Raw genomic sequence first — 26,809 nt, 5'->3', positions numbered from 1 at the left:
CGTGGGGCGGCCGGAACTCATCGCGGCGTCACAGATCGTTTCCCGCGTAGGACAGGTTGAAGCTTTTGTTGGTCAACGGGAAGTCCGGGACGATCGTGTCGGCCATCGCGACCGGAAGGGCCGGCCAGTTGAACCAGGACGGGTCGACGATCTTGGCTCGCGCGAGGTTTCCGTCGGCGCCCACCTCGACGCGGTGCACGATGGTGCCGCGCCAGCCCTCCACGATGCCGACGCCGCTGGACGGACCGCGGAACCCGTCGACCGGTTCCTGGTAGTCGAGCGGTCCGTTGTGGGATTCGATGAGCGCACAGGCCAACTCGACCGAGGCGGCAAACTCGTCGCGGCGCACGGTGTAGCGCGCGAGCACATCTCCGGTGGTGGCGCCGGCCTCGGTGACCGGAAGATCGGTCGTCGGATGGTCGACGCGGGCGTCGGTGCGCAACCCGCTGGCGCGGGCGGCGTAGCCGAGACATCCCAGGGCCTGCGCGTCGTCCCTGGTGAGTACCGAGGTGCCGGCGAACCGGTCGTAGACGACGTTGTTGCGCAGCGTCAGCTCGGCCACCTCGGCCAGATCGACGGCGATCTCACGCAGCACGGCGGGTTCGGGCAGCGCTTTCAGCATGATTCCGCCGGGACGGATGGCGTCGCGCAGCAGCCGGTGGCCGGTCACCTCGGCGTTGATTCGCAGCAGGCGTTCCCGGATCCGCAGCGCGTGGGTGTTGGCGATTCCAAGCGAGACGTCGTTGGCCAACGCGCCGAGGTCAGCGGCGTGGTTGTAGAGCCGTTCGAGTTCGACGACCAGTGCCCGGAGCCGGTGCGCCTCGTCCGGCAGCCGGGTGCCGACGGCGTCCTCGACGGCGAGGCTGTGCGCCAACGCATGTCCGGCCGAGGTGTCGCCGCTGATGCGTTCGGCCAGCGCGACGGCGTCGGTGACGGGTCGGCCCTCGAATAGCTTCTCCACGCCGCGGTGCACGAACCACAACCGGGCCTTCAGCCGAAGCACGGTCTCGCCGACCACCGAGAACCGGAAGTGGCCCGGTTCGATCAGCCCGGCGTGCACCGGCCCGACCGGGATCTCGTACACGCCCGTGCCCTCGACGGTGACGAACGGAAAGCGTCCGCGGGGCTCGAAATGCGGTGGCGGGCCGGCCTCGCGGCGCATGGGATGCCAATCATCCGGCCAATGGGCGTGACGCACCAACCGTCGTGGGCGCGGATGCCCGACCGGGCGGAGACCGAACAGGTCGGCCATCTCCCGCTCGAAGCGGCTCGCCGGAAACGACAGATACGCCAGCGACGGCACCTCGGGATCGTCCGACGGCAGAACACATTCGAGTTCGACACGGCGGTCGGGCCGACCGGCGAGAAACAGATACACCACCCGCAGCACGCCGCCGCCGTCATCGTGCGCCGCCACCAACGCCAACCGGAAACCGGACCCGAAGAGCTCTTCGGCCTTATCGCGCAAAGTGTCTCGTGAGACGCGGTGGCGTACAGACTCTTTCATCACAACGCTCCGAGGATGTTGGCGGCCTCGGTGAACAGAGCCGTCAGCGGGCCAGCAGTGACACCGAGGACGATCGAGACGGTTACGCCCACCAGCAGCGCCGCCGCCACCGAGCCGGGCACCGCGATGGCGGGTGCTCCTGTCGGGGCGTCACCTAGCAACATGCGGCCCGAATTGCGCACGAGCGCTGCGAATGCCAGGGCAATCAGAGCCAACGCCGCGGCAAGCGCCCAGGCCAGGCCGGCGTCGGCCAGCGAGCGGGCGATGGCGATCTCACTGGCGAACATCGCGAACGGCGGCAACCCCAGCAGCACAAGCAGGCCGACGGCGAAGGACCCGCCGACCAACCGCGATCGGCGCACCACACCGCTGATGTCGCGGATCGCCGTGGAGTCGTGCGCGAGCTGCAACTGGCCACCGGCCAGGAACAGCACCGTTTTTCCGACTCCGTGCGCGAGCACGTGCAGCAGCAGGCCCGCGATCGCCAGCGGTGTGCCGGCCGCGGCGGCGATCGCGATCAGCCCCATGTTCTCCATCGAGGAGTACGCGAGCATGCGCTTGACGTCGCCAGTGACGACGAGCATCAGCGCGGAGATCAGCAGCGTCATCAGTCCGAGCACGATCAGCCCGGTCCGTAGGAAGCCCGGGCCGGTCGCCGCATCGACGATCGGTTTGATGCGCAGCAGCACCGAGAACGCCACGGCAAGAAGCACGCCGCTCATCAACGCCGACACCGGCGCCGGGGCCTGGCTGTGCGCGTCGGCGAGCCAGGTGTGGAACGGGAACAGCCCGACCTTGGCGCCGTAGCCGATCAGCAGCAGCCCACCGGCCAGCCGGGCCACGCCCGGATCGAGGTTCGCCGCGTAGGCGGCCAGCACGTCGAGGTTGAGCGCGTACGCCTCGGGCGCACCCGCGTGCAGCGCGGCAAAATACATCAGCACCGTGCCCAGCAGTGCCACTGCGATCCCTACGGAGCAGATCATCACGTACTTCCAGGTGGCCTCCAGGGCACCCCGGGTGCGGCGGTGTCCGACGAGGAACGCGGTGACCACGGTGGTCGCCTCGACGGCGACCCAGATGATGCCGATGTTGTTGGCGCTCACCGCAAGTGCCATTGACGCGATGAACGCCGGGGTCAGCACGCCGTACAGCCGCGCGCCGCCGGCATCGGTGTGGCCGTGGTCGAGTTCGGCGCCGATGTAGCCGATGCTGGCCCAGGTGCTCAGCGTGGCGACGACGCCGATGACGATCAGCATGGTGATCGAGAGCGCGTCGACGCGCAGCAGACCGTCCAGCGCCAGGCGCGGTGTCGATCCGACTTTCACCGCGAGCACGATGGCGCAGACCAGCACCGTGGTGGCCGAGGCCACCGACAGGGCAGCGGTCCAACGTCGCCATCCGACGACGAGATTCACCAGTGCCGCGGCGGCGGGAACGAGAACGGGCGCGAAAAGCAGTGTGGTCATCAGTCCCGCAGCTCCTGCAGACGATCTAGGTCGGCGCCGCCGAACGCCCGGCGCAGCCGCCCGGTCAGCACCCCGATGATCAACACCACGAACAGCACGTCCAGCGACGCGCCGAGCTCCACGATCAACGGCACACCCGCGGTCAGCAGGAACGCCGCGGCGGTGATCCCGTTGTCCAGCATCAGAAATCCTGCCGCCTGCGACACGGCGTGCCGTCGGGTGGCCATCACGAACAGCGCGATCAGGATCACCGCGAAAGCCGCGGGAACCGCGTTGACGACCGGGTCGGGCGCAAGGTCGACCAGCGGACTGGTAACCGCGAACGCGACGACGGTCAGGATGCCGGCAATCAGCAGCGAGGTGGCGGTGTTCACCAACGGCGTCGCCTCGCGTTGCGCCTCCGGCTCGGCGGCCACCGCCCGCGCCAGCAGCCACGGCAGCAAGGCGGCACGCAACACCAGCACCGCGGCGCCGACGGCGACCATCGCCATTTCGCCGTCGTGCAGACCGCGCACGACCGGGATCGCGGCCAGCGCCACGCCCTGCCATGCCAGCAGGCGCACGATGGCGCGCAGGTCACGTCGCCACACGATGAGCACCGCGGCCAGGGTGAGCCCGCCGGCGGCGAACCCGATGAGCGTGATGAAGTTCGCGTCGATCATGAGGCCCCCACCGTGAAAAAGCTGGCTGCGGTCACCGCGAGCAGCGCGAGCAGGAACGAGCCGGCCAGCAACTCGGGCACCCGGAACAGCCGCAGCTTGGCGATGAACACCTCGACGCTGGCCAGCAGCATCGCCAGCACGGCGACCTTCACCGCGACGGCGGCCACCCCGACAACCACGGCGAGCGCGCTTGGATTGTCGCCGGCAATTCCCCACGGCAGGAACAGGTTCGCGAGCAGCGCCAGCAGCACGGTCAGCCGCATAGCCGATGCCCATTCCACCAGTGCCAGCTTCGGTCCGGCGTATTCGAGCACCATCGCCTCGTGCACCATCGTCAGCTCGAGGTGGGTGGCGGGGTTGTCCACCGGCAGCCGGCCGGTCTCGGCGATGATCACGACCACCAGCGCCGCGAACGCCAACACCCCGGCCAGCGAGATCACCCGGCTCGGGTCTTCCAACGTATTGGACACCAGCGCACCAAGATTGGCCGACCCGGCCGGTATCGACAACGCGAAGACGGCCACCAGGATCGTGGGTTCGACCAACGCCGCGAACGTGATCTCACGGCTGGCGCCCATGCCGCCGAACGACGTACCGGTGTCGATGCCCGCGAGGGTGAGCGCGACCGTGCCGAGAAACAGCAGCCCGACGACGGCGAACAGGTCGGCGCTGGAGTCCAACGGTGAACCGGTGGCCACCACCGGGATGATCGCCGCGATCAACAGCGTGCTCGCAGCGAGCACGACGGGCGCGGCGGCGAAGACGAGCGTGGTGTTCTCGGGTGTGATCTGTTGTTTGCCAAGCTGTTTGCGCAGATCGCGCCACGGCTGCAGCACCCCGGCGCCGGCACGACCTTCCCAGCGCGCGCGGACCTGTCGCATCAACCCGATCACGAGCGGCGCGCCGAGGGCCACCGTGGCGAGTTGTGCGACGCCGGCAAGATAGGACATCGGGGTCATGTGGCGACCACCAAGATGATCAGTACACCCAGCGCCCCGTAGGCCAGGTAGAGGTGGATGCTGCCGGTGTGGGCCCGACGCATGACGCCGGCCGCGGCCGCTACCGCCCGCACGACCGGCGTGTACAACCGCTCCTCGATGGCGTCGCCGATGCGGTTGCGGTACGTGACACGATCGGCCATGTAGCGCGATTCTGCGGTCGGGGTGACCTCGATGGCGGTGTCGGGCCGAAGGACGTCGTCGAAGACTCGTTGCAGCGGTTCGGCGAACGATGTTGCGGTGTATTGCATGCGGGCCGTCAAATCGCCTGCACCGCAGGCCCACAGCGGTAACCTCTCGGCGGCAGGTCGGCGCCGTGAGCGCCATTGGCTGGCCACCACCACGGCCAGTATCGCGGCCACCAGCGTCGCTGCGATCACTCCCGGTGCGATCGAACCCGGCACACCGGGCAGCCGGATCAACGTGCCGAAATCGGTGAACGCGACGTTTTGCGCGGCGGGCAGTGTTTCAAGGACCCGGCGCAGCGCGGGCGCAATCACACTGGGCACGACGGCGATCACCGCGCAACCGACGGCGGCGATGGTCATACCGACGATCATGGTGCGTGGGGATTCGCCTGCCGCGGAGGCTGGTTCGGAACGCGGCCGCGCCAGGAAACCGATACCGAACGCCTTCACCATGGTGGCCACCCCGAGACCGACCGTCAGCGCGACGGCTCCCATGGCCAGCGGACCGACCAGCGCCACCACCGCGTCGGCGCCCGGGGCGCGGATCAGCGACTGCAGCAGCAGCCACTCGCTGACGAACCCGGCACCCAGCGGAAGCCCGGACGCCCCGAGGGCTGCCACGCCGAAAAGTACCGTCGTCGCTGGCATCCGGCGGGCCAACCCGCCAAGCCGGTCAAGGTCACGCAGCCCCGTCGCCGCCAGCACCGAACCCGCCGCCATGAAGGCCAGGCATTTGAACACCGCGTGGGCGAGCAGATGCAGCATCGCCGCGGTCGCCGCGATGGTGGCCGGCGCGGCCGCACCGGCGTCGGCGAACAACGTCGCTGCGCCGAGCGCCAGCGTGATCAGGCCCATGTTCTCGGTAGTCGAATAGGCAAGCAGCCGTTTGAGATCGGTGGCCACCGACGCCTGCAGCACACCGTATAGCGCGGATGCCGCACCGACCGCCAGCAGTGTCAGCGCCCACCACCGCGGCCCTGGGCCGAGCAGTTGCAGGTCGATGCGCACGATGCCGTAGATGCCCAGGCTCACCATCGCCGCGCTCATCAGCGCCGACACCGGGCTGGGCGCCTCGGGGTGTGCCCGCGGCAGCCAGGCGTGCAGCGGAACCAGGCCGGCCTTCGAACCGAAACCCGCCAGCGTGAGCAGGAAGACCACCGTGCGGGTGCCGTCGGACATGCCCGTCAGGTCGGCGAAGCGGTCGGCGCCGCCCGCCGCGGACAGCACCATTAGCCCGATGAGGATGGCGACGAAGCTCAGCTGGGTCATCACCGCGTACACCAGCGCGGCCGAGCGCACCCGGGGCCGGGCGTGCTCGGCTAGCACCAGCACCAGTGATGCCAGCGCCATCAGCTCCCAGGCGAGCAGGAATGTCGTCACCGATGCCGCCGCGGGAACCAGCAGCATGGCGGCCACGAACAGCGGAAGCACGGCCATGGCGGTGCGGCTCAGATGGTGGGCGTAGCCGATCGCGTAGATGCCGACGGGCACCGCGACGGCGCCGATCAGGATCAGAAAGAGCCCGCCGAGCGGATCGAGTTGTAGCTGCACCCCGGCCAACGGCAGCAACCAGCCGATGCGCACTTCGCGGGCGGGCCCGAACAGCCCGAGCACACCCAACCACATACCGATGACACCGACGCCCGAAGTGCTCAGCCCCATTGCGGTGCTGAACCATCGGTGGGACACCGGTTTTCGTGCGGTATGGATTGGAGCCGATAACGTGGCGGTCACTTGTTGGTCACCGATCGCAGCGCGCTGACGATCTGATCGGGAGTGGGCGGGCAGCCCGGGATCTCAACGTCGACGGGGACCACGTCACTGACCGCGCCGACGACCCCGTAGGCGTCGGCGAAGACACCCCGGTTCAGCGCACAGTCACCGCACGCGATGACCGCCCGCGGCTTGGGAGTGGCCGCGAGCGTGTTGCGCAGCGGTTCGGCCATGTTGCGGGTGACCACGCCGGTGACCAGCAGAGCGTCGGCGTGCCGGGGTGAGGCGACCAGCCGCGCCCCGTACCGCTCGGCGTCGTAGACCGGGCCGAACGCCCCGCCGATCTCGACCTCGCAGCCATTGCACGAGCCGGCGTCGACGTGGCGGATCTGCAACGAACCCCGCACGCCCGCCGGCGGTTCGACAGCGGGCTGCGGCGCGGGGCCGGACGGTTCGACGATTCGCCCGACTCGAAAGATCTTGCGTAGCCAGCTCATTGCTCACCTCCGGCATCGTGCAGGTCCGACAGCATCGCAACGCGGTCGCTGAAAACCGTGGTCAGCACCTTGCGTGCGACCGCGAGCAACTCGGCGATGTCTGGTGATGCGATGGAGTAGATGACGTTGTTGCCGTCCTTGCGGGCCGTCACAACCCCGGCACGGCGCAGCACGCCCAGCTGTTGGGACAAGTTCGATGACTCGAGGCCGACCTCGGGCTGCAGTTCTCCGACGGACAGGTCCTTCTCGGCCAGCAGTTCCAGGATCCGCACGCGGGCTGGATGGCCGAGCGTCTTGAAAAACTCGCCCTTGAGCTTGTACAGCGGCTGCACCCCGGGGCTCCTGAAGAACTGTCGATTTTGTCAGTTGAAAGATTTTTCAGATAGTAGACCGAATCAGTGGGGCGTTTCAACTCGGCGTTCTCAGCGGGCGGGGGGAGCCTGTTCGCCGAGGGGTTTGATGGCGCCCTGGACCAGGGCCGAGACGGCGTTGTTGTCTCCGCCGCCGGTGAAGAGCAGCATCTCGTCGCCGGCTTCGAGCGCGTCGTCGGGTTGGGGGACGACGATTCCGCTTTCCCGGATGATGACCGCCAACGCGGTGTTTTCTGCCAACGGCAACTCAGCCACCCGCCGCCCCACCAACGGATCCCCTTCAGGCAACGTGAGTTTCGCCAAGCTGACTTGGCCCTGCCGCAGTTCCATCAACCGGACCACGTGGCCGATGTCGATGGCCCCCTCGATGGCCGCGACAAGAGCCGCCGGCGCGGACACAGCGAGGTCAACGCCCCACGCGTCGTTGAACAACCACTGGTTGCGCATGTCGTTGACCCGCGCCACCACCCGGTCGACGCCGAACTCCGTCTTGGCCAACAGCGAGGCCGTCAGGTTCACCTTGTCGTCGCCCGTCGCGGCGATCACCACATCGCAGGTCTGAAGCCCGGCGTCCTGCAACGCCGTGAGCTCACAGGCGTCGGCCAACAACCAGTCGGCTTCGGGCACCGTGTGTGGTTCGTAGTGGCGGACACTGTGTTCGATCAGCAAGACCTTGTGGCCGTAGCCGATCAGCTCCTGGGCCACGGAGCGACCGATCGCGCCCGCGCCCGCGATGCCGATGCGCATCGACCGACGTTCCTCGGTGCGACCCGACGCTTGAAAAGGTCGCTTCCTGAGACGGAACACGAGTTCATACTGACGTATCCACTGCCGTGGTAGGTCTGTACTGCAGACCGCGCCAGCCATCCGGTCCCGAACGGGGAAGAAATGACCCTGCAGCAGCTCTATCTGGTGCTGCTGGCGGGCGGGCTGGTGCTGTTGGCCAGCATCGTCGCCACCCGGGCCGCCAGTCGCATCGGTCTACCGAGCCTGTTGTTGTTCTTGGCGGTCGGCGTCATCGTCGGCGAGGACGGGCTTGGCCTGCAGTTCGACGACTACCTGCTCGCTGATCACCTCGGCACCGTGGCCCTGGCGATCATCCTCATCGAAGGCGGTCTGACGACCCGGTTCGCCGACGTGCGCCAGCTGTTGGCCCCCGCCGGTGTGCTGGCCACCTTGGGGGTCGCCATCAGCATGGTCGTCACCGCCGCGGGCGCGCATCTGCTGCTGGGCATGGATTGGCAACTAGCGCTGTTGCTGGGCGCCATCGTCTCCTCGACCGACGCGGCTGCGGTCTTTTCGGTGCTGCGGGTGGTGCCGCTGCCGCGCCGCGTCGCGGGTCTGCTCGAAGCCGAGTCGGGGTTCAACGACGCCCCCGCCGTCATCTTCGTCCTGCTGTTCAGCGTCACGCCGCTGGAGTTGTCTCCGGTGCACACGTTCGTCGAAGTGATCTACGAGTTGGCCGCGGGCGGTGTGATCGGCGTGATCTTCGGCGTCGTAGGGGCTTTCGGCTTGCGGAGCATCGCACTGCCGGCGTCGGGCCTGTATCCGCTTGCGGCGTTCGGCCTCGGCATGGTGGCCTTCGCGGCGGCGGGCACGGCACATGCCAGCGGGTTCCTCGCCGCGTATGTGTCCGGGCTGGTGCTCGCCAATTCCGGGCTGCCGCACCGCTCGGCGACCCGTTCATTCGCCGAAGGGCTCGCCTGGCTGGCGCAGATCGGCCTGTTCGTGTTGCTCGGCCTGCTGGTGGACCCGAGCGACCTGGGCGCCGAGATACTACCCGCGATAGCGATAGGGCTTGTCCTCTTGTTGATTGCGCGGCCGCTGTCCGTTGCGGTTTCGCTTGTTGGGTTCCGAATACCTTGGCGGGAGCAACTTTTCGTATCCTGGGCCGGTTTGCGCGGCGCGGTCCCCATCGTGTTGGCCACGTTCCCGATCGTTGGCGGAATACCCGACAGCATTCGGCTGCTCAACATCGTTTTCATCCTGGTCGTGGTGTTCACGTTGGTGCAGGGTCCCAGCCTGGGTTGGGTCGGCCGGCGGTTGGGGCTGGTCTCGAAGGAAGCCACCCGCGAGATCCAGGTGGAATCGGCGCCGCTGGATGTGTTGGAAGCCGAACTGCTCACGATGACGGTGCAGGCACCGTCGCGCTTGCACAATGTCACGGTGCGGGAACTGCGACTACCTGATCCCAGCGTGATCACCCTGATCATCCGCGACGGCCACACATTCGTGCCTCAGCCGGACACCCGAATCGCCATCGACGACGAACTGCTCATCGTCACCACGAGCAAGACGCGGGAGGCCACCGAGCGGCGACTGCGGGCGGTCAGCCGTCGCGGAAAACTGGCGCACTGGTTCAACGAGTACGGCGAGGCGGGATAACGGCGACTACGCTCAACCGGGTGCGATTCGCCTTCAAAACCTCCCCGCAGAACACCACCTGGGCAGACATGCTCGCCGTCTGGCAGGCCGCCGACGACATCGAAATCTTCGAGTCCGGTTGGACTTTCGACCACTTCTACCCGATCTTCTCCGACTCGACGGGACCATGCCTGGAAGGCTGGGTCACGCTGACGGCGTTGGCCCAGGCGACCAAGCGCCTGCGACTCGGCACGTTGGTGACCGGCATTCACTATCGTCATCCGGCCGTCCTCGCGAACATGGCCGCGTCGTTGGACATCGTGTCCAACGGCCGGCTGGAACTCGGCATCGGCGCCGGCTGGAACGAGGAGGAGTCCGGTGCCTACGGCATCGAGCTGGGCACCATGAAGGAACGGTTCGACCGTTTCGAGGAGGCCTGCGAGGTGCTCACCGGGCTGTTGAGCCAGCAGACGACGACGTTCGACGGGACGTTCTACCAACTCAAAGACGCGCGCTGCGAGCCGAAGGGCCCGCAGCGGCCGCACCCGCCGATCTGCATCGGCGGCAACGGTGAGAAGCGGACGCTCAAGATCACCGCCAAGTACGCCCAGCACTGGAATTTCGTCGGCGGTCCGCCCGATTTGTTCGCACGCAAGCGCGATGTTCTGGCCTCGCATTGCGCGGACGTCGGCCGCGACCCCAGCGAGATCACGCTGTCGGCGCACGTGCGGCTGAATTCGGACCTCAATTACGGCGCGGTCGTCGAAGAGGCCGCGGCGCTGGGCAGGGAAGGGCTGGACCTGGCGATCGTGTATCTGCCGCCGCCGCACGATCCGGCGGTTCTGGAACCGCTGGCGCAGGAGATCCGGGCGTCTGGTCTGTTCGACGGCAAGGGCTGAGGATCACGAAGAGGTAACGATTCGGCAAACGAGCGTGACCGTTCGATCACGCGTGGCGGGCCGTGGGTAGCGAGTTCGCTAGATGCCGTAACGAAGCATCTCGTCGGCGGTTATCAGCCGCTCCGCCTTGGCGGGAAAACCGCGGCTCTTCAAGGGATGACGGAAAAATGACCAGGCGATTCGACTCACCCGTGACCGAGAAAGCGGGTTGAGGTACACGGAACTGACTCCTGCGTCGATACAGATAGCTGATCGGGGCCCACCCTATCGCAGTGCGCTCACTGAAGTCATTAAATCCCGCTGGCCGGGCAAACGGTCTGAGGCGCGCCGAGATATCATCTGATGTTTTTTCTGAGGCAGTTGTGGCTGGTGTGGTTTCCGGGTATAGGCCCCTGTAGGGGTTTGACGGCCACTCCCTGTTGGCCCGGAGCGCCCCGCCCGCCAATAATGGTCCGAATGTGTTTGCTGGCTTGTCGGTGTGTGGACGTTTTTCCTGGGAAAGTCGGGGGGTTGGCGTCGATCGGTCTAATAACTCTCCGACGTGGAGATTAGTGACTTTTAGCTGGTGAGCCGGTGCGTCGGGCGGCCCGGTTGGCGCCGTATGCGTGCACAAATTCGTGCAATTGGCGGGGTTGCTGTTCCGGTAACATTTCCGTGGTGACGCCTGAATGGGCTTGCCAGTTGCTAAGCGCCGGATTGGCGACTGTGCGGAGTGACAATGACTGAGACCTTGCGGATCGACGCGCCGCTGGTGCAGCAGGCGGGAAGCCGGTTGCAGGCGCTGGCTGCCGCGATCCCGCCGCCGCCGGCCGCGTTCAGCCCAGCGGGGGCTGACGCGTTGTCGTTCGCCATCGCGGGCAAGGTCGCCGAAGTGGTGGATCCGGTCCTGGCTCAGTTGCCGGTGACTAAGGAAGAACTGACGCGATACGCGCAGAACGTGTTGACGGCTGCGGGCATGTACGACGCGACCGACCGGCAGTTGGCCGAGGAGATTCTGGAGCGCTTGGGTGAGTTCGATGAGGGCCGGACCGGTGCGGGGTCGGCCGGTGGTGGCGCTGGAGCGGGCAGCGCCGGTGGTGCGACGGGCGCGACGACGACGGGCGTGGGAGCGGCGACGACGGGCGCTGGTGCGGCCGACCCGGCCGGGCAGATGGGCCAAATGATGCAGATGCCAATGCAAATGGCGCAGCAGGCGGCTCAGATTCCGATGCAATTGGCGAGTATGGCGGGCGCGATTCCGGCGGCGATGATGCAGGGAATGCAGAGCGCCCTGCAGCAGGTCGGCCAGCTCTCGGAGTTGTCGGGTGTCGAAGATGAGCTGAAACCCGAAGCGGAAGAACCCAATCCAACCGAGATTTCAGACGAGAAGCCGCCACAAGAAGAGAAGGAGCCTCAGGTCGAGGGAGCGGCGCCGGGTTCCGGTGGTGGGAGAGTGCCGGAACCGCAGGCACAGGAAGCGCAACCACAGGCGCCTGAGGCACCGCCGAAGCCCGCGCCGACGCGGCCGGCTGCGGCGTCACCGGAGATCGCGTTGTGAGTTTTCCGCCGCCGCCGGGAAATCCGCCGCACCCGCCGCCGCAGGGTGGTACGCCGGGGCAGTACGGTCCCCCGCCGCAACAGCCGCCGTGGCCTCCGCAGCAGTGGTCGCCGGGCCCTCCGCCGAAAAAGCGCGGCAATGGGTGGAAGTGGGCGCTGGGCGCGGTGGCATTGCTGGCAGTTATCGGAGTGACAGTCGCGGTGACGATTTCGGTGATAAGTGACGAAAACGGTAACGGCGCCGATCCATCGGGCAACACCTATGGCTTAGCAAGCGCGGATGACAAAGGCCCCGCCAACATCATCACCGAAGACCCGACGTGCGCGGCGTGGCGTAGAACCAACGCGAACCTCGCCGAGTCACAGAAGGAGTGGGGAAACCGTGATCCTTCTGTCCCCGCCGCAGAGTGGACGCCGGAAGAACGCTCGCAATACGAAGCGGCTGGGCAGGCGTTGCGAAACGCTGCTGACCAAACTGTGCAGTTAGCCAAGTTGACGCCTCACCGTGTGGTACGCGAGTTGTATGAGCAATTCATCGCCTACGCGCGCGCTTACGCCGACGTGCTCCCGACATATACAGCTGCAGACAACCACCTAGTCGGAGTTGCTCTAACAACCTCGGGCGCAGTGACTTTCGCATGCACCGCAATTGAGTGGGATTCAGCCCAAACGTGGGCGCCCTTAATCCCTGCCCCTGCGCCTCCGTCGAAGCTTGCCGGCCTGAGCGATCCCAACGATCCACAGCGATTCCTCAAAGGGGAAGACCCAATCTGTTCACAATGGGATCAACTTTTGAATCAGTACACAAATGAAACTTTAGAGTGGCAGTCCCTTGACCCGAATATTCCTGCGTCTTCATGGACAGCGGAACAACGTGCAGTGATCGACGCAGTCACTCCGACGATGTCTCAGCACGCCAACGAACTTGAGAATCTCGGACGTAGCAGCGCCAACCCGATAGTCCAGGATTTCGCGGTTTTCGCCGCCCAGTATCGAAGAGCATATGTCGCGACGTTACCGAATTACACGCCAGCGGACTCATATCTATCGAGGGCATCAAACCGAGCTAGTACGGCGATCAATGAAGCGTGCAAAGCGGTTGGAAACTAGGGCGACATGGGTATCGGTAGACCTCATGATCCATACGATCTGACGGTCTCGCCTGCTTGGCCGGAAGTGGACGAGGAGGTTCTTCGTAGTTGTGGAGACGCTTTTAACAGCGTGGCGCAAACTGTGGGTGCAAAATTGGAGTCGACGAAACAAGAACGTGCCCAAATGTTCAGCGGCGTCGGGATCTGGTCGGGTGGTGGCGCGACGGCCGCTGGCGGTGCGCTTGCCGCACGAATTGCCGACTTGGAATCAGTCAAGGAGAATCTCGACAACTCAGCCAAGCTTTTCAACGACTCGGCGCGCGTAGCCACCAACACCAAGACTCAAATTATCAACACCGTCGAGACTGCCAATAAGATTCTAGATTGGATCCGAAACCACCCCGAATTCACGGATGAGGCCAAGGACGCGGCAATTCAAGCGGGCGTAAATGCAATCCGCAGTGAGAACGTCGATACAGTCATTACGGCAGCCGCCAGCATTTCAGGGCCATCATCAACCGATCTGCCGCAAGAACCAACCGATGGAGTTCGACTTCTTGATCATGACCGAACGAAAGATGCACCAATTGTCCCTGTTCGCAACGAAGCGCCACTGGCGACTATTGGTCACGACAACCCAAATTCCCCAATCATCGCGGGACGACATGCGCCGCTAGTCGCTGAGCCTGAAGTCTCGGTACCGCCCGCAAACAGCGACAATCCTCAAAATCGTGCGCCGGTTGGTACTCCGACGGATTTCACTGTCCCAGACAATACAGATGTGCCGACGGGCGTCGACAATCCCGGACCTCCGGCACTCTTTGGACCCGGCATGTCCACACCTGTCCCATCGGGCTACCCTTCGACATCGCCCGGCACACCGGCCTTTTCAGGAGCTTCTGCGCCACCACCCACTCCAGGGATCAGCACACCGGCAACCCCTCTATCCGGCACATCCGGCGCATCGGCACCATCGACATCCGCGCCTAGCGCACCGAGCACCGCGACTCCTGCGGCGGCAGCAGCCAATCAGACCCAGATGGCCGAGTTCCAACGCTCCGTCGCCGAGGCCGCAGCGAAAGCCGCTGCGCAGACACCAATTCCACCTCCTCAGCCGACCGCGGCACCAATGAACGCTGCGCCTGCTCATCAACCGCTCGCTGCACCCGTGGTACCCGACACCCCGACGAATCCCGCTCCGCCCGCACCCAATTCATCTGCGGGTGCGGGCACTGGTGCCGCCGTTCCGGCTCCCGTCGCACCCCCACCCGCCGGTGGCGCGCCTCCCGGGGGCGCAGTTCCATTGGGTCCACCTCCTACACCCCCACCGGCAGCGCCCGTCGCTCCCGCGAGTCCCACCGGCCCTACGGTCGCACCAGCTGCGGCGGCACCAGGCTCGAGCACTGTGGGCGCGCCTGCACCGGTGCCGGTCTCGGCTGCGCGTGCAGAACGTGAAGCCATCGCGGCCGCATCTCTTCGGCGTCCGTCGTCCACCGACCCGACGCAAGTCGCCCACCGCATCGCCGCGGCCCTTAACGTTGGTATCACCGATCTCGGCTTCTTCTGGATCACCGGCCTGGCCAAGGACGGCACGATCGTCGTCGCCAACAACTATGGGCTGGGCTACATCCCCGACGGCGTCAATCTGCCAGACCATGTGAAGATGGCGACCGCCGACGAATCCATCCCGCCCACCCTCCGCGGCACTTGGGCGACGTATCCCATTCTTGCCCTTCATGGTTGGGCGCAACACCACAACACCGATCTGCGCGCTGTCATCGCCACCGAGGACCAGTTCAAGGGCTTTGACCCCGGTGCGCCCAAGATCGTTCTGCGTCCCGACGACATCCCCGAAAGCGGTGAGATGGAGGGCCGCCACCGACTACAGGTAATCGCTCCCGACGCCGCAGGAAAGCTCGCTGCCCTCAGCGGCGGCGGTCTTTCGGAAGTATTGCCTCCGGCACCTACGGATGCCAAAGCTCCGGATGATCAGCAATCGGCGTTGTGGTTCGAAGTGTTTCGGCCGCTACTCAGCAATGCACCGGACCGAGGACAGGCGCAACTCGAGGCCTTCGTCGCCTACGCCGAACATGCCCAGGAGTTGGCGCTGCACCGCGCCCACGTCGCGACCGAGGCTGCCGACCAGCGCGCCGCGATCGCCGACTGGATCTACTGGCAACACCTAGGCGTCCTCATGGCGGACGCGAGCGCCGCACGCGCCGGCGTCTGACATCGAAAGCCGCAAACACTCCTTTAGAGCGCCTGTGGACCAACTTCAAAACTGTCGTACCCTTCTGGCAAAATCGAACGTATGTTCGCTTCGGAGTTTCGGTCGGCCGAGGAGGCCGCGCTGGTCGCCGAGATCGAGGCGTGCGCTCGCACTGAGGCGAGCACGGCGGCGCGGCGGTTGGCCGCGATCGGCGAATTGGCGGCACGCGCTAGCGAGCCGGAGGATGAGGAACGCCAGCGCTGGGTGGTCGACTTGTGGAATTGCGCGGCAGCCGAGGTGGCCGCCGCGATGGGCATCAGCCGCTATCGGGCCGGTCAGGAGATGGCGATCGGGTTGGCGCTGCGTGATCGGCTGCCCAAGGTCGCCGCCCTGTTCAGCGAGGGAATGATCAGTGCCAAGGTGATTTCCACGATCACCTGGCGTACCCATCTGGTGCTCGGTACCGAACCGCTGGCCCGCGTCGATGCCGAGATCGCCCAGCGGGCCGCGTCGTGGGGGGCATTGGGCCAAGAGCGGCTGGAGTTGGCCGTGGACGCGGTGGTGGAAACCCATGACCCGGATGCGCAACGGCGTTTTCATGAGGCCGCCCGGCGGCGCGATGTGCAGGTCGGCAAGCCCGATGACGCCACCGGCACCGCATCGGTTTACGGGCGGCTCTCGGCCACCGACGCCGAACTGCTCAAACGGCGGCTGGCCGAGATGATCGCCGGGGTGTGTGAGGACGATCCGCGCAACAGAGGCCAGCGTCGCGCCGATGCGCTGGGCGCGTTGGCCGCCGGCGCTGATCGACTCAAGTGCCAATGCCGCAGCCCGCAATGCCCGTGGGCCGGTCAAGACGATCCGCGCGCGACCGCGTTCGTCATCCACGCCATCACCGACACCACCCCCGCGAACACCAACAAGTCCACCGCGGGCCTTTCCCGCGACACGAACACCACCACCGAAACCCCGACCCCGGATGTGCCGATCGAGGTGGCGCCCGCACCGGAATCCGAGCCGGCGCCGGTCGCCGACGAGCTGGCCGCGCCGCCGGAATCCACACCCGCGCCGGTGGCCGACGAGCCGGCCTCGCAGCCGGAGACCGAGCCGGTGTCGCCGCCGAAGTCCGCAGCGGTCTCGGGGGCCAATCTGTGGGCGCCCCAGCCCGATAACCCGATGTCGGCGGCGTTGATTGTCGGTGGCGGGGTGATCCCGCCGGCGTTGTTGGCTGAGTTGATCAACAACGGCGCGAAGGTGCGCAGCGTGTATCGGCCCCCCGACATCGCCGATCCGGGTTATCGCCCGTCACGATCCTGTGAGCGGTTCGTGCGCATGCGCGATATGACGTGTCGGTTCCCCGGCTGTGAGCACCCCGCCGAATACTGCGATGTCGACCACACGGTTCCGTATCCGGGTGGGCCCACCCATGCGTCAAACCTAAAGTGTCTGTGCCGTTTTCATCATTTGCTGAAAACGTTTTGTGGTTGGCACGACGAACAACGCCCCGATGGCACCGTCATCTGGACCGCGCCCAGCGGGCGAACCTACCGCACCCAACCCCTGAGCCGGCTGTACTTCCCGCACTGGGACACCACCACCGCCGATCTGCCACCGCCGGCCAACGCGCCCCCACCCTCGGCGCGGCGCGCGCTGAAGATGCCGCGACGACGACGCACCCGCGCCGCCGACAACGACGCACGCGTCAACGCCGAACGCAAGCTCAACGCGACGACGCCGCGGTCCTATCCCTAACCGTCGCGGGTTGCCGACTGCTGGCGGCAACCTCACCACCCAGCGCGGTGAGCCCCGCCGTTCAAACAACCTGGAGCGCCGCGGAACTCGACCGCACCACCGCTGCGGCCAGAAACAGTATTCCGCCCAACCCGCAGCTCCGCCACGACCCGCGCCAACCACGAATTCATCTTCAGTGTTTGGCCGGCCCCTCAACGGGCACGTTGTAAGGCAAGAACGACGAGGAGGATGCCCATGCGCGCAGTGACCTGGCAGGGGCGGCGGAACGTCTCCGTCGACAACGTGCCCGACCCGACGATCAAGGAACCCAACGACGCGATCATCCGCGTGACCAGCACCAACATCTGCGGCTCCGATCTGCATCTCTATGAAGTGCTCGGCGCGTTCATGAGCGAAGGCGACATCCTCGGTCACGAGGCGATGGGCGTCGTCGAGGAAGTCGGACGCGACGTCAACGGCCTCACGGTCGGCGACCGCGTCGTCATCCCGTTCAACATCTCCTGCGGGCACTGCTTTATGTGCGACCAAGGCCTGCAGAGCCAATGCGAAACCACCCAGAACCGCGACCAGGGCACCGGCGCCGCCCTCTTCGGCTACTCCAAGCTCTACGGCGAGGTCGCCGGCGGCCAGGCCGAATACCTGCGCGTCCCCCAGGCCCAGTACACCCACATCAAGGTGCCCGACGACGGACCCGACGAACGCTACGTCTACCTCTCCGATGTGCTGCCCACCGCATGGCAGGGCGTCGAGTACGCCGCCGTGCCCGACGGCGGCACGCTGGTGGTGCTCGGCCTCGGCCCGATCGGATCCATGGCGTGCCGGATCGCAGCACATCGTAAGGATTGCAAGGTGATTGGTGTGGACCTGGTCGACGAGCGCCTGGACCGTGCCCGCGACTATTGCGCGGAGGTCATCGATCTCCGTAAAGACGACGCCGATGAGATGGTCAAGAGCCACACCCAGGGCCGCGGCGCGGATTCGGTGATCGATGCCGTCGGCATGGAGGCTCACGGATCCCCGGTCGCCGAGGTCGCACAGACCGCCAGCGGCTACCTGCCATCCCCGGTGGGACGGCTCATGATGAAACGCGCCGGCGTCGATCGGCTCGCCGCCCTGAACTCTGCCATCTCGCTGGTGCGCCGCGGCGGCACCATCTCACTGTCCGGCGTCTACGGCGGCGCCGCCGACCCCATCAACATGATGACGCTGTTCGACAAGCAGATTCAGCTGAGGATGGGTCAGGCCAACGTCAAGAAGTGGGTGCCCGACATCATGCCGCTGCTGACCGCCGACGATCCGCTCGGCGTCGAACAGTTCGCCACCCACCGCCTTCCGATGGAGGCCGCGCCCGACGCATACGCCAAATTCCAGAAAAAGCAGGACGGCATGGTCAAGGTGGTGCTTACCCCGTAACCGGGGTATTCCGCCCAAATGGATCAGTCCGAAGCGCCACTTCTGGATGCGCTGGTCAACTACCGGAAACGCGACCGCTACGGATACAGCCCGCCCGGTCACCGGCAAGGCCGCGGCGTCGACGAACGCGTCCTCGCCGTGCTCGGGCAGGAAGCCTTCCGGGACGACCTGCTCGCCAACGGCGGCCTCGACGACCGCCGCTCACAAAACAAATACCTCCGGCGGGCCGAAGACCTGATGGCTGAGGCCGTCGGCGCCAAAGTCGCTTGGTTCTCCACCTGCGGCAGCTCACTGTCGGTCAAGGCCGCGATGATGGCCGTCGCGGGCGGTCCGGACCAGTCCGCCGCGTCATCGGGCGGCGGCAGCCTCATCGTGCCCCGCGACAGCCACAAGTCCATCGTCGCAGGCCTGATCTTCTCCGGTGTCCAGCCGCACTGGGTCACCCCGCGCTGGGACACCGAACAGCACATCTCCCATCCCCCGTCGCCCGCCGAATTCGAACGGGCCTGGGACGCCCACCCCGAAGCCGCCGGCGCCCTCGTCGTCAGCCCGAGCCCGTACGGCACCTGCGCCGACATCGCCGGCATCGCCGAGGTATGCCACGCTCGCGGCAAGCCGCTGGTCGTCGACGAGGCCTGGGGTGCTCACCTGCCGTTCCATGAGAACCTTCCGACATGGGCGATGGATGCCGGCGCCGACGTCTGCGTGGTCAGCGTGCACAAGATGGGTGCCGGGTTCGAACAGGGCTCGGTCTTTCACCTCCAAGGTGATCTCATCGACCAGGACCGGCTGTCGGCCTGCGCCGACCTGTTGATGACCACCAGTCCGAGCGTGCCGATCTACGCCGCGATGGACGGCTGGCGCAGACAGATGGTCGAGCACGGCCGCGACTTGCTCGGCGCTGCAATGGAACTGGCCTGGGGTCTGCGCGACGACATCGAACTCATCCCCGGCGTCGAGGTGCTTGACGACGAACTTCTCGGCGTCGAAGCCTCACACGACCTCGACCGCCTGCAGGTGCTGATCGACGTGTCGGCCGTCGGAACGACGGGCTACCAAGTCGCAGACTGGCTCCGCGACCACCGCCACATCGACCTCGGCATGAGCGATCACCGCCGCGTCCTGGCGACGATGTCCTTCGCCGACGACAAGGCGACCTCCGAACGCCTGCTCGACGCGCTGTGGACGTGGCGCAAGGCCGCCAACGATTTCGACAAGCCACCACCGATGCGGCTGCCCTCCCCGTCGGAGATCGAGCTCGAGACCGTCGAGCTGCCGCGCGACGCCTTCTTCGGACGCACCGAATCGGTGCCTGCCGTCAAGGCCGGCGGCCGCATCGCCGCCGAGCAGATCACGCCGTACCCACCCGGCATTCCCGCCGTCGTCCCCGGTGAGCGCCTCAACGACGCGGTGATCGACTATCTGCGCTCGGGGTTGCGCGCGGGCATGAACCTTCCCGACGCCGCCGATCCGACACTGGAGACGTTCCGGGTGGTGGCCTAGTGCCCGCCTGGTTTGGCCACCCGGATTTCTGGCAACATTACTGCACAGTAAGAAGTTTCCTCCGACATCAACCGGGTAGGGCACACGATGGACACGACGGAAATTTCCCTCCTTGCGCAGGACGAAGGCGGAGGCGCCGCGCTCGACGAAGTGATCGGCTTGTCGATCTTCGCGGCGGTCGTGACCGCCCTGCTGCTGTGGATCGGTTGGCTGCATCGCAGCCGCAAGATCAGCTGGTTGACCCGCCTCGCCGACTGGTCGGGGCGCCGCTTCAAACGCCCGTCGTGGGTGGCACTGCCCATCGCGGTGTTCATCACGGCGATCATCTGCGCGCTGTTCGGCTTCATCTGGGACGTCAGCCTGCACATCGGCGCGGGCCGCGACGAAGGCCCATTGGCCAACCCGGCGCATTACTTCATCCTGGCCGGCCTGTTCTTCATCTTCGTCGCGGGCTGCCTGGCGATGGTCCTGCCCCTCGGGGGCGCTGAAGACAAGCCCGGACCGTCGGCGGTGCGGATCACCGACACCTGGTACGCACCGGTCGGCGGCATCGTGATGGCGGGTTGCGGTCTGTACGCGCTGCTGGGGTTCCCGCTCGACGACGTCTGGCACCGTATCTTCGGTCAGGATGTAACCCTCTGGGGCCCAACGCATTTGATGATGATCGGCGGCGCCGGCTTTTCCACCATCGCGGCCCTTTACCTCGAACACGAAGGGCGGCGGGCGGCCAGTGCGGACACGCCGCCCGACGGCATCGGTTTGAAGTTCGTCCAGTACCTCGCCTTCGCCGGGGTGCTCATCGGTATGTCGGTCTACCAGATCGAGTTCGACTTCGGCGTACAGCAGTTCCGCCAGGCGTTCCAGCCCATGCTCATCGCCGCTGCGGCCGCCTTCGCCCTGGTCGGCGCACGGCTCTTTATGGGCAAGGGGGCAGCCATCATCGCCGCTCTGCTGGCGATCGGGCTGCGCGGACTGGTCTCCCTGGCGGTCGGGCCGGTGCTCGACGCGCCGAACAGTTGGTTCCCGCTCTATCTCGGCGCGGCGGTGCTCGTCGAACTGATCGCGCTGACCCCACTGCTGAAGCGGCCGATCGTGTTCGGCCTGGTCAGCGGCCTGGCGATCGGCACCGTCGGGCTCTGGCTGGAGTCGCTGTGGATCAACGCCGTCTACCCCTACCCGTGGGAGACCAGCCTGTGGGCCGAGGGGCTGGCGATGGCGGTTCCGGTCGCCGTGCTCACCGGCGCCTGCGGCGCGCTGCTCGGCATGGTGCTCTGCGGTGAACGGTTGCCGCGACGCGCCCTCGGAATCGGGCTGGTCGCACTCACCGTCGTCGTCATCGGCGCCGCCACAGCCAACGGGCTGCGCTACAACGTTCCGGAAAGCGCCACCGCAACAATCACTCTCACCGAGGCGCCGAGTATCGGCGACCAACAGCAGGCCACCGCCGACATCCAACTCACCCCCGCAAACCTGCTCAGCGACAATCCCAATTGGGTGTCGGTGCTGGGCTGGCAGGGCGGCATCGCCAATCAGCGCGGGCTCTTCATCGACCACCTGGAGGAGGTCGGCCCCGGCCACTACCGCTCGACGAAGCCGATGCCGGTTTCGGGTTCGTGGAAGACGCTGCTTCGGGTGCACGACGGTAAGACGTTGGCCGCGGTGCCGCTCTACCTGGCCGGCGACCCCGGTATCGGTGCGGAGGAGGTGCCGGCCGAGGCTCAGACGACGCGTCCGTTCGTCGCCGAGATCACGATCCTGCAGCGTGAGCGCAGCCCGGACATCCCCGAGGCGTTGTGGCTGATCGGTTGCTTGATCGTGCTGTTCTGCACGTTGGCCATGGTCGCCGGCGTCACCTGGGGCGGGGGCCGGATCAACAGGCACGAACCGACCGGCAGCGAGGCGGAATTGCGACCAACAGTGCAGGCGTGACGGCATGACGGAAGTCCCCAACGACCCGAACGTCGTCATCCTGGCCGACCATCCGATCTGGCTCGCCGTGCCGGCGTTCGCTCCGGCGATCGTGGTCGCGGCCGTCGTCGTGTACATCGCCGTGAAGAATCGCCGCAAACGCGAGAACAAAGATGGAGGATCGTGATCAGTCGTAAGGCACTTGTCGTCCTGGCCACTGCCGCCGTTGTCGCCGTCGGATGCGGCTCACAAGACGGCGACACCGCGGAGGGCACCTCGCCGCCGGCGACGACCGTCAACCCGTCGGACATGACCGACCAGCAGCGCCCGACCGATCGCGTAACCCTCGACGTCACCATCGAAGGGGGCCAGGTCGATCCCACCAACGCCCAGTTGGAGGCCAAGGTCGGCGAACCGATCGTCATCCGCGTCAACAGCGACGCCCCCGACGAACTGCACGTGCACTCCACCCCTGAACACACCTTCCCGGTCAAGGCGGAACCGGGCCAGCAGTTTCAGTTCACCGTCGACGTGCCCGGTCGCGTCGACGTGGAGTTGCACGACGCGAACAAGACCGTCGCGACCATCCAGGTGCGGTGAGAACCGACCCGTCGCTGGCCGTACTGGCGCACGGCCTTGGCGGCTCGACCGATCTGCCGATCCCGTTCACCTACGCCCTGATCGGCGCCGCCTGGACGCTGACCTTCACGTTCGCCATCGTCGCGTTCGCGTGGCGCAAACCCCGCTTCGATCCCGACAAGCCCGCACACGCGTTGCCGCGCTGGGTGACGACGGTGATCGACGCACCCGTCACCCGGTGGGTCGTCGCGCTGGCCGGTTTGGCGTTCGCCGTGTGGGTGGCGGTGGCGTCCATCATCGGACCACAGGACGCCGACAACCCGTTACCCGGCGTGTTCTATGTGCTGATCTGGGTCGGCGTGGTGGCGCTGTCGCTGGTGGCCGGCCCGGTGTGGCGGGCGATCTCACCCGTTCGCGCGGTGCATCGGCTCGGGGGTTGGCGCTCTCTGGGCCGCGCCTACCCGGCGGCGTTGGGATACTGGCCTGCCGCGCTGGGCCTGTTCGCGTTCGTGTGGTTGGAGCTCGCCAGCCCCGACCCCGGATCGCTTGGCGCCATCCGGATTTGGTTGCTGATCTATCTGGTGATCACGCTGGCAGGTGGGCTGCTGTGTGGTCCGCGTTGGTATGGCCGGGCCGATCCGTTCGAGGTATACAGCGTGGTGGTGTCGCGGCTGTCGCCGTGGCGGCGCGACCCGCGCAGCGGGCTGGTCGCGTTCGGCAATCCGTTCGATCACCTGCCGTCGTTGCCGATCCGGTCCGGGATCGTCGCGGTCATGGCCGTGCTGCTGGGATCGACTGCGTTCGACAGCTTTTCGGCGATGCCGCGCTGGCGCGATTTCGTCGACGAGAACTCCACGTCCACCCTGACCGCCACCTTGATCCGCACGGCAGGTCTGCTGCTGTTCATCGGGGTGGTCGCGGGCACGTTCTGGCTGGCCGCAATTGCGACCGGAGGCGTCGACCGCGAACAGCGCCGCGCGCTGCCCGGACAGATGGCGCATTCGCTGATCCCCATCGTGATCGGCTATGTCTTCGCGCACTACCTGACCTACCTGGTGGAACGCGGTCAGCAGACGATCATCCTGCTGTTCGGGCTCGACGCGGAAGTCAACTACGTACTGTCGCTTCATCCTTCGCTGCTGGCCACCATCAAGGTCGGTAGCGTACTGGCCGGCCACGTCGCCGGGGTGATCGCCGCGCACGACCGCGCGCTGCGGCTGCTGCCCGCCGACCACCAGCTCACCGGTCAGCTCGCGATGATGCTGGTGATGGTCGGCTACACGTTCACCGGGCTGTATCTGCTCTTCGGCGGATGACGGCGCTACGGTTGAGGTATGAAGGCGCTGATCATCGTCGACGTGCAAAACGACTTCTGCGAGGGCGGTTCGCTGGCCGTGACCGGCGGCGGCGAGGTGGCCCGCAACGTCACCCGCCTCCTCGCCGACCGATCCGACTACGCACATATCGTGGCCACCAAGGACTTTCACATCGATCCCGGTGACCACTTCTCCGACAACCCCGACTACAAGGTGTCCTGGCCCAGGCATTGCGTCGCCGATACCGTCGGCGCGGAGTTTCACCCGGAGTTCGACGCCACCGCCGTGGAAGCCGTCTTCCGCAAGGGCCACTATTCGGCGGCCTACAGCGGGTTCGAGGGCACCGACGACGACGGCACCGCGCTCGCCGACTGGTTACGGCAGCGCGGCGTCGACGAGGTCGACGTGGTCGGGATCGCCACCGACCACTGCGTTAGGGCCACCGCCGCCGACGCCAACGCCGCCGGTTTCACCACCCGGGTGCTGCTGGATCTCACCGCGGGCGTGGCCCCGGATTCGACCGCCACAGCCCTCGAGGAATTGCGCGCGGCCGGCGTGCAGGTCAGCTAGCCGAGCCGCGCACCTGCGTCGCTGCCGCGACCATATTGCGCAGCGACGCCGTCACCTCATCGGTCCTGCGGGTCTTGAGCCCGCAGTCCGGGTTGACCCACAACCGCTCTGCCGGAACGGCTTCCAGCGCCTCGCGCAGCAACGTCGCCATCTCCTCGGTGCCGGGCACCCGCGGCGAGTGGATGTCGTAGACACCTGGCCCGACGCTGTTGGCGAACCCCGCGGCGTTGAGATCCTCCAGCACCTCCATATCCGAACGCGCCGCCTCGATCGACGTCACATCGGCGTCGAGCGCGGCGATCGCGCCGATCACTTCACCGAACTCCGAATAGCACAGGTGGGTGTGGATCTGGGTGGCGTCCGCGACACCCGACGTGGACAGCCGGAACGCATCGACCGCCCACCGCAGATAGGCGTCTTTGTCTTTCGACCGCAGCGGCAGTAACTCGCGCAGCGCCGGCTCGTCGACCTGGATGATGCCGATGCCGGCCGATTCCAGATCGACCGTCTCGTCGCGGATGGCCAACGCGACCTGCGCCGCCGTCTCCGCCAGCGGCTGATCATCACGAACGAACGACCACGCCAGGATCGTCACCGGACCGGTGAGCATGCCCTTGACCGGCTTGTCGGTCAGCGACTGCGCGTAGCTCATCCACTCCACGGTCATCGGTTGGCGCCGCGCGACATCGCCGTACAGGATCGGCGGGCGCACGCACCGGCTGCCGTAGGACTGCACCCAGCCGTTCTGTGTCGCGAAGAAGCCGTCGAGTTGCTCGGCGAAGTACTGCACCATGTCGTTGCGTTCCGGTTCGCCGTGCACCAGCACGTCGATGCCGAGGTCCTCTTGCAGCTTGATCACCTCGGCGATCTCGGCCTTCATCCTGCGCACGTATTCGGCGTAGTCGATCTTGCCGGTCCTCAACTCGGCGCGGGCCACCCGGATGGCCGACGTCTGCGGATACGACCCGATGGTGGTCGTCGGCAACACCGGCAGCTTCAGCCGCTCCTGCTGGGCGGCGCGACGCTTGTCGGCCGGTCCCCGCTTGGCGCCCGACGCGGCGATCGAGGAAATCCGCGACCGCACCTGTTCGTTGGTCAGGCGCGGGTCGGAGCGCCGCGACGCGGCGGCGGCGTTGGACGCGGCCACCTCGGCCGAAATGGCGTCGCGCCCGGTCGTGATGCCCCGCGACAGCGCCACCACCTCGGCGACCTTCTCGAACCCGAACGCCAGCCAGCTGCGCAACTGCGCGTCCAACCCCTCCTCGGCGTCCAGCGAATACGGCACGTGCAGCGTCGAGCATGACGTCGAGACCGCCACGTGGTCGGCCAGGCCCATCAGCGTCGCCAGCGTCGCCAGCGCGGACTCCAGGTTCGTGCGCCAGATGTTGCGGCCGTCGACGACGCCGGCCACCAGGGTCTTGGTGGCCAGCTCGGGCACCGCCGCCACCGCCGACACTCCCCCGGCGACGAGGTCGACCCCGATGGCCTCCACCGGTGTCCGGGCCAGCGCGGGCAACGCGGCGGTGAGCTCGCCGAAGTAGGTCGCGACGAACAGCGCCGGCCGTCTGGTCAACCGGCCCAGCGTCGCGTACGTCCGCTGGGCCAACTCCGCGGTGTTGTCGAGGATGTCGGTCACCAGCACCGGCTCGTCGAACTGCACCCACGCCGCGCCGGCATTGGTCAGCTCCCCGAGCAGCTCCGCGTACACCGCGACGAGCTCGTCCAGCCGATCGATCGGCGCGGCGGCTCCGTCGACGGCCTTGGACAGCGCCAGGAAGGTGATCGGGCCGACGAGCACCGGGCGCGCGGGCACGTCGAGGGCTTGCGCCTCCTTCAGCTCGGCCAGCACCTTGGCCGGATCCAGCGTAAACCTGGTGTCGGGGCCCAGCTCGGGCACGATGTAGTGGTAGTTGGTGTCGAACCACTTGGTCATTTCCAGCGGTGCGATCTCGTCGTTGCCGCGGGCCGCGGCGAAGTAGCGGTCCAGATCATCGGCCACCCCCGCGACGCGTGGCGGTAGCGCCCCGACCATCACCGCGGTGTCGAGCACCTGGTCGTAGTAGGAGAAGGTGTTCACCGGCACGGAGTCCAGCCCGGCGGCGACGAGGGCTTCCCAGGTGTCGCGGCGCAGCTGCGCGGCCACCGATTCCAGCTCGCTGCGATCGGAGTTGCCTGCCCAGTACTTCTCGGCGGCGCGCTTGAGTTCGCGGTTCGGCCCGATGCGGGGAGATCCGAGAATGGTGGCGTTGAAAGCGGTGGTGTTCATG

Annotated in this window: 22 protein-coding genes and 1 pseudogene; 14 read left to right on the top strand and 9 right to left on the bottom strand. The window is 66.7% G+C overall.

Annotation, left to right across the window (positions count from 1 at the left end; genetic code table 11):
* Positions 1-28: 28 nt before the first annotated feature.
* The 8 genes from ABQF13_RS05600 to ABQF13_RS05565 form a co-directional block, all read right to left on the bottom strand.
* The gene (locus ABQF13_RS05600) at positions 29-1,510 is read right to left on the bottom strand and encodes a hydrogenase large subunit (RefSeq protein ID WP_448391727.1); all 1,482 of its coding nucleotides are present in this window, start codon (positions 1,508-1,510) and stop codon (positions 29-31) included.
* Positions 1,507-2,973 (bottom strand): proton-conducting transporter transmembrane domain-containing protein, encoded by a 1,467-nt coding sequence (locus tag ABQF13_RS05595; RefSeq protein WP_448391726.1) that lies wholly within the window; start codon positions 2,971-2,973, stop codon positions 1,507-1,509. Before ABQF13_RS05595 ends, ABQF13_RS05600 begins: the two co-directional genes overlap by 4 nt.
* Positions 2,973-3,635, bottom strand: a complete 663-nt coding sequence (locus tag ABQF13_RS05590) for a hypothetical protein (RefSeq protein ID WP_448391725.1) — start codon at positions 3,633-3,635, stop codon at positions 2,973-2,975. The genes ABQF13_RS05595 and ABQF13_RS05590 overlap by 1 nt, the downstream gene beginning before the upstream one ends.
* Positions 3,632-4,585 carry a respiratory chain complex I subunit 1 family protein gene (locus ABQF13_RS05585; protein ID WP_448391724.1) on the bottom strand — a complete coding sequence of 318 codons (954 nt, stop codon included), beginning with the start codon at positions 4,583-4,585 and terminating at the stop codon, positions 3,632-3,634. Before ABQF13_RS05585 ends, ABQF13_RS05590 begins: the two co-directional genes overlap by 4 nt.
* A 5-nt stretch (positions 4,586-4,590) precedes the next feature.
* Positions 4,591-6,483, bottom strand: a complete 1,893-nt coding sequence (locus tag ABQF13_RS05580; protein ID WP_448392026.1) for a proton-conducting transporter transmembrane domain-containing protein — start codon at positions 6,481-6,483, stop codon at positions 4,591-4,593.
* Between the two features lie 68 nt (positions 6,484-6,551).
* Positions 6,552-7,031, bottom strand: coding sequence for an NADH-quinone oxidoreductase subunit B family protein (locus ABQF13_RS05575; RefSeq protein ID WP_448391723.1), 480 nt, complete (start codon positions 7,029-7,031; stop codon positions 6,552-6,554).
* Positions 7,028-7,363: an ArsR/SmtB family transcription factor gene (locus ABQF13_RS05570; RefSeq protein WP_448391722.1), complete on the bottom strand. Its 336-nt coding sequence runs from the start codon at positions 7,361-7,363 to the stop codon at positions 7,028-7,030. Before ABQF13_RS05570 ends, ABQF13_RS05575 begins: the two co-directional genes overlap by 4 nt.
* Positions 7,364-7,453: 90 nt before the next feature.
* Entirely contained in the window at positions 7,454-8,149 is a 696-nt protein-coding gene (locus ABQF13_RS05565) for a potassium channel family protein (RefSeq protein ID WP_448391721.1), read from the bottom strand.
* 141 nt (positions 8,150-8,290) lie between these two features.
* On the opposite strand from ABQF13_RS05565, the gene ABQF13_RS05560 reads away from it, so the two are divergent.
* The 14 genes and pseudogenes from ABQF13_RS05560 (at position 8,291) to ABQF13_RS05495 (ending at position 24,542) form a co-directional block, all read left to right on the top strand.
* A complete protein-coding gene (locus ABQF13_RS05560) occupies positions 8,291-9,787 on the top strand; it encodes a potassium/proton antiporter (RefSeq protein WP_448391720.1) in 1,497 nt (498 codons plus the stop codon).
* Between the two features lie 20 nt (positions 9,788-9,807).
* The gene (locus ABQF13_RS05555; RefSeq protein WP_448391719.1) at positions 9,808-10,665 is read left to right on the top strand and encodes an LLM class F420-dependent oxidoreductase; all 858 of its coding nucleotides are present in this window, start codon (positions 9,808-9,810) and stop codon (positions 10,663-10,665) included.
* Positions 10,666-11,383: 718 nt separating this feature from the next.
* Positions 11,384-12,202, top strand: a complete 819-nt coding sequence (locus tag ABQF13_RS05550; protein WP_448391718.1) for a PE domain-containing protein — start codon at positions 11,384-11,386, stop codon at positions 12,200-12,202.
* A 164-nt stretch (positions 12,203-12,366) separates the two neighbouring features.
* The gene (locus ABQF13_RS05545) at positions 12,367-13,311 is read left to right on the top strand and encodes an ESX-1 system-associated protein (protein ID WP_448391717.1); all 945 of its coding nucleotides are present in this window, start codon (positions 12,367-12,369) and stop codon (positions 13,309-13,311) included.
* Between the two features lie 6 nt (positions 13,312-13,317).
* Positions 13,318-13,644 (top strand): annotated as a pseudogene (locus ABQF13_RS05540) (WXG100-like domain-containing protein); the annotation flags it as partial.
* 1,053 nt (positions 13,645-14,697) lie between these two features.
* Positions 14,698-15,522 (top strand): EspK C-terminal domain-containing protein, encoded by an 825-nt coding sequence (locus ABQF13_RS05535; RefSeq protein ID WP_448392025.1) that lies wholly within the window; start codon positions 14,698-14,700, stop codon positions 15,520-15,522.
* An 81-nt stretch (positions 15,523-15,603) separates the two neighbouring features.
* On the top strand, positions 15,604-17,253 hold the full coding sequence (locus ABQF13_RS05530; RefSeq protein ID WP_448391716.1) for a DUF222 domain-containing protein: 1,650 nt from the start codon (positions 15,604-15,606) through the stop codon (positions 17,251-17,253).
* A 234-nt stretch (positions 17,254-17,487) separates the two neighbouring features.
* Entirely contained in the window at positions 17,488-18,666 is a 1,179-nt protein-coding gene (locus tag ABQF13_RS05525) for a zinc-dependent alcohol dehydrogenase (protein WP_448391715.1), read from the top strand.
* Positions 18,667-18,684: 18 nt separating this feature from the next.
* Positions 18,685-20,169: an aminotransferase class I/II-fold pyridoxal phosphate-dependent enzyme gene (locus ABQF13_RS05520; protein WP_448391714.1), complete on the top strand. Its 1,485-nt coding sequence runs from the start codon at positions 18,685-18,687 to the stop codon at positions 20,167-20,169.
* 87 nt (positions 20,170-20,256) lie between these two features.
* Positions 20,257-22,098 carry a hypothetical protein gene (locus tag ABQF13_RS05515; RefSeq protein ID WP_448391713.1) on the top strand — a complete coding sequence of 614 codons (1,842 nt, stop codon included), beginning with the start codon at positions 20,257-20,259 and terminating at the stop codon, positions 22,096-22,098.
* A gap of 4 nt (positions 22,099-22,102) precedes the next feature.
* Positions 22,103-22,264 (top strand): hypothetical protein, encoded by a 162-nt coding sequence (locus tag ABQF13_RS05510; RefSeq protein WP_448391712.1) that lies wholly within the window; start codon positions 22,103-22,105, stop codon positions 22,262-22,264.
* Positions 22,258-22,677 (top strand): hypothetical protein, encoded by a 420-nt coding sequence (locus ABQF13_RS05505; protein ID WP_448392024.1) that lies wholly within the window; start codon positions 22,258-22,260, stop codon positions 22,675-22,677. Before ABQF13_RS05510 ends, ABQF13_RS05505 begins: the two co-directional genes overlap by 7 nt.
* On the top strand, positions 22,674-23,972 hold the full coding sequence (locus tag ABQF13_RS05500) for a hypothetical protein (RefSeq protein ID WP_448391711.1): 1,299 nt from the start codon (positions 22,674-22,676) through the stop codon (positions 23,970-23,972). The genes ABQF13_RS05505 and ABQF13_RS05500 overlap by 4 nt, the downstream gene beginning before the upstream one ends.
* 18 nt (positions 23,973-23,990) lie before the next feature.
* Positions 23,991-24,542 (top strand): isochorismatase family protein, encoded by a 552-nt coding sequence (locus ABQF13_RS05495; protein ID WP_448391710.1) that lies wholly within the window; start codon positions 23,991-23,993, stop codon positions 24,540-24,542.
* On the opposite strand, the gene metE is transcribed toward ABQF13_RS05495, so the two are convergent.
* Complete coding sequence (metE, locus tag ABQF13_RS05490) at positions 24,535-26,808, bottom strand: 5-methyltetrahydropteroyltriglutamate--homocysteine S-methyltransferase (protein WP_448391709.1); 2,274 nt, start codon at positions 26,806-26,808, stop codon at positions 24,535-24,537. The genes ABQF13_RS05495 and metE overlap by 8 nt on opposite strands.
* Position 26,809 lies beyond the last annotated feature (1 nt).

The sequence above is a fragment of the Mycolicibacterium sp. XJ879 genome (genome assembly GCF_053483935.1).
This window is presented reverse-complemented; position numbering and strand designations above follow the sequence as displayed.

Coding starts and splice junctions, on each gene's coding strand:
- ABQF13_RS05595 (WP_448391726.1), bottom strand. CDS start 2,973: ATGACCACACTGCTTTTCGCGCCCGTTCTCGTTCCCGCCGCCGCGGCA.
- ABQF13_RS05590 (WP_448391725.1), bottom strand. CDS start 3,635: ATGATCGACGCGAACTTCATCACGCTCATCGGGTTCGCCGCCGGCGGG.
- ABQF13_RS05585 (WP_448391724.1), bottom strand. CDS start 4,585: ATGTCCTATCTTGCCGGCGTCGCACAACTCGCCACGGTGGCCCTCGGC.
- ABQF13_RS05580 (WP_448392026.1), bottom strand. CDS start 6,483: ATGGGGCTGAGCACTTCGGGCGTCGGTGTCATCGGTATGTGGTTGGGT.
- ABQF13_RS05575 (WP_448391723.1), bottom strand. CDS start 7,031: ATGAGCTGGCTACGCAAGATCTTTCGAGTCGGGCGAATCGTCGAACCG.
- ABQF13_RS05565 (WP_448391721.1), bottom strand. CDS start 8,149: ATGCGCATCGGCATCGCGGGCGCGGGCGCGATCGGTCGCTCCGTGGCC.
- ABQF13_RS05560 (WP_448391720.1), top strand. CDS start 8,291: ATGACCCTGCAGCAGCTCTATCTGGTGCTGCTGGCGGGCGGGCTGGTG.
- ABQF13_RS05550 (WP_448391718.1), top strand. CDS start 11,384: ATGACTGAGACCTTGCGGATCGACGCGCCGCTGGTGCAGCAGGCGGGA.
- ABQF13_RS05530 (WP_448391716.1), top strand. CDS start 15,604: ATGTTCGCTTCGGAGTTTCGGTCGGCCGAGGAGGCCGCGCTGGTCGCC.
- ABQF13_RS05525 (WP_448391715.1), top strand. CDS start 17,488: ATGCGCGCAGTGACCTGGCAGGGGCGGCGGAACGTCTCCGTCGACAAC.
- ABQF13_RS05520 (WP_448391714.1), top strand. CDS start 18,685: ATGGATCAGTCCGAAGCGCCACTTCTGGATGCGCTGGTCAACTACCGG.
- ABQF13_RS05515 (WP_448391713.1), top strand. CDS start 20,257: ATGGACACGACGGAAATTTCCCTCCTTGCGCAGGACGAAGGCGGAGGC.
- ABQF13_RS05510 (WP_448391712.1), top strand. CDS start 22,103: ATGACGGAAGTCCCCAACGACCCGAACGTCGTCATCCTGGCCGACCAT.
- ABQF13_RS05495 (WP_448391710.1), top strand. CDS start 23,991: ATGAAGGCGCTGATCATCGTCGACGTGCAAAACGACTTCTGCGAGGGC.
- metE (WP_448391709.1), bottom strand. CDS start 26,808: ATGAACACCACCGCTTTCAACGCCACCATTCTCGGATCTCCCCGCATC.